Source organism: Cryobacterium sp. MDB2-A-1 (genome assembly GCF_004402675.1).
GTDB classification, from domain to species: Bacteria; Actinomycetota; Actinomycetes; order Actinomycetales; family Microbacteriaceae; genus Cryobacterium; species Cryobacterium glucosi.
On the sequence record NZ_SOFK01000040.1, the window covers coordinates 1 to 2,622 of the forward strand.

Annotated in this window: 2 protein-coding genes; both read left to right on the forward strand. The window is 64.8% G+C overall.

Annotated elements, in window-relative coordinates; all coding sequences use genetic code 11:
* Positions 1–142 precede the first annotated feature (142 nt).
* A complete protein-coding gene (gene istA, locus E3O39_RS15360) occupies positions 143–1,738 on the forward strand; it encodes an IS21 family transposase (protein ID WP_241985107.1) in 1,596 nt (531 codons plus the stop codon).
* Complete coding sequence (locus tag E3O39_RS15365; protein WP_134449011.1) at positions 1,738–2,505, forward strand: ATP-binding protein; 768 nt, start codon at positions 1,738–1,740, stop codon at positions 2,503–2,505. Before istA ends, E3O39_RS15365 begins: the two co-directional genes overlap by 1 nt.
* Positions 2,506–2,622: the final 117 nt, after the last annotated feature.

Here is a 2,622-nt window from a genome sequence, read left to right on the forward strand (position 1 = left end):
TGGCGAGTAGCCCTTGTTGGTACTTCCAGTCCACGTAGTCGGTACCCCTTGTTCTGGGTAGTTGGTACGGCCTGACCTCTTCCGATTCTCTAGTCGAAGCGGGGACACATCGGTGTCGCCGCTTCGATGAGACGGAGGCAGTATGGCCAACTACCGGAAGATCATGGAGCTCGTGCTCCAGGGGCGCAGCTACAACGAGATCGTCGAGATTGTCGGGTGCTCCCGGCGCGATATTTCGGCGGTGAAGAAGACCATCACGGCTCGCAGCATCACGGCGGGGTCGGCAGAATCGATGACCGACACCGATATCCAGGCTTTGTTCCCCGATGGGCGCAAGCGGGTCTCTGACGAGTATGAGACCCCGGACTTTCCCGCCGTGCTGCGGTCGATGAAAGCCAATCGGCACTTCACCCTGCAGCAGAGTTGGCGCAAGTATGTCGGTGCTGGCGGGCAGAGCAAGAAGTATGGCTATGCGCAGTACTGCCACCTGTTCGGTGAGCACCTGCGGACCAATGACCTGGTCGCGACGCTGCAGCACGAGCCCGGCCGGGCGATGCTCATCGACTGGGCCGGTGACACGATCGACCTGGCGGACGCGGTCACCGGTGAGACCACCCGCGCCTACCTGTTCCTGGCGGTGCTGCCGTTTTCCGGGGCGTTGTTCTGCCACGCGACGGTGAATATGAAGTCCGAGGCCTGGCTTGACGCCCACGTGAGGGCGTTCTCTTTCTTCGGCGGCGTCCCGCAGATCCTCGTCCCGGACAATCCCACCACCGCGACCCACCGGCGCACCCAGGGAGACACGGAACGGATCGTCAACGCCCGCTACCAGCAGCTCGCCGACCACTACGGCACCGCGGTCGTTCCCGCCCGAGTTCGCCGCCCGCGTGACAAGGCGGCCGTGGAATCGGCGGTGAACGTCGTGAACAAACGCGTCATCGGCTACCTCGCCGAGGATGTCTTCACCACCCTCGGCGAACTGAACGCCGAGATCGCAGTGCGGGTGAAGGAGATCAACCATGACATCCGCCGGGCGAACGACACCACCCGGTGGGAGGTATTTCAGGCCGAGGAAGCCGCCCAGCTGGGCCCACTGCCGGGCGACCGGTTCGAGGAAGTGGAGTGGAAAGAACTCAAGGCCGGCCGCAACTACCACCTCAGCTGCGACGGGCAGCACTACTCCGTCCCGTTCAAGATGGCGGGCCGGCTGCTGCGCGTGAGGCTGACGTCATCACGGGTGACAGTGTTCGACGGTCAGGACATCGTCTCCGAACACGCCCGCAAGCTCGGCCGGAAGGGCCAGTACTCCACCCTCCCCGAGCATGTCCCGACCCAGCACCGCGACATCGAGGGGCTGTGGTCCCGGCGCTGGTTCGTGGACCGCGCCCGCTCCTTCGGCCCGGCGACAGTGACGGTCATCGAGCAGGTCCTCGACCGGCAGAAGATCGAGGCGCAGGGGTATCTGGACTGCCAGAACATCCTCGAGGGCCTCGGCAAAAGGAACCGGGGGCGGCTGGAAGCAACCTGCCAGGAGCTGATCAACCAGCGCGGCCACGCCACGTATTCGACGCTGAAGCGGATGATGGCCGCGATCGACAGCGACCGCAAACGGCCCGGCCCGCTCATCCCCGCGGCCTCGACACGGAAACCGGCCAGCACCGTCGCGTTCCGCGACACCCTTCTGGACGTCTATGTCCGCGACGCCTCCCACTACGCCCGCGGAACGGAAGAACTCTGATGTTCACCAGCATCGACTACGACAAATTCCGGGCCCTGAGGGTCACCCACGTCGCGACCCGGTTCGAGGAACTCATCCGGGACGAGACCAACGACACCCTCACCCCGGAACAGCTGTTTCTGACCGCGATCGACTACGCGCTCGAGCAGCGACGACACAGCCGGATCGAGAAACTCATCCGGCAGGCGAAGTTCCCGATCCCGAACGCGTCGGTCGCTGAGCTCGACTACCGCGAAGGCCGTGGCATCACCCCGGTCCGGATGCGCCGATACGCGGCTCATTCCTGGCGGGCCGATCCGACGAACCTGCTCATCATCTCGCCCAGCGGCGGCGGCAAGAGCTATCTCGCCTGCGCGATCGGGATCGCCGCCTGCCTGAACGAGCACACCGTCACCTACGCACGGATGGACGACCTCGCCCGGCGCCTGATCATCAGCCGAAGCGATGGCATCGCCCACCAGCGACTACTCAACGAGCTCTCCGACGTCGACCTCCTCATCATCGACGACTTCCTCACCGTCGGCATCGACAGCGACGCCGCCAGCGACCTGTTCGCGGTGCTGGCGAACCGAGAACACCGCCTACCGACCGTGATCGCCTCCCAGTCAGGCCCGGCCTACTGGGTCGAGGCCCTCCCGGATCGAGTGGCAGCGGACTCGATCGTGAACCGGCTCGCGAACCATTCCCGCACCATCAACCTGGGCCGCGTCGACATGCGCAAGATACGCGACGACACCGCCCGCGCCAACAAGGAACACTGGGAATAAGACTCACCGGGGCGGTGCTGGCAGCGGCGGTCAACGACCCGCTGCTGCCAGTACCACCTCGCCAGAAGATCAGTACCACCTGAGTGGACTAACGGTTCCAACTACGGCTACTCGCCA

Excerpts from the sequence above, each read along its gene's own strand:
- istA (WP_241985107.1), top strand. The coding sequence starts at position 143 with ATGGCCAACTACCGGAAGATCATGGAGCTCGTGCTCCAGGGGCGCAGC.
- E3O39_RS15365 (WP_134449011.1), top strand. The coding sequence starts at position 1,738 with ATGTTCACCAGCATCGACTACGACAAATTCCGGGCCCTGAGGGTCACC.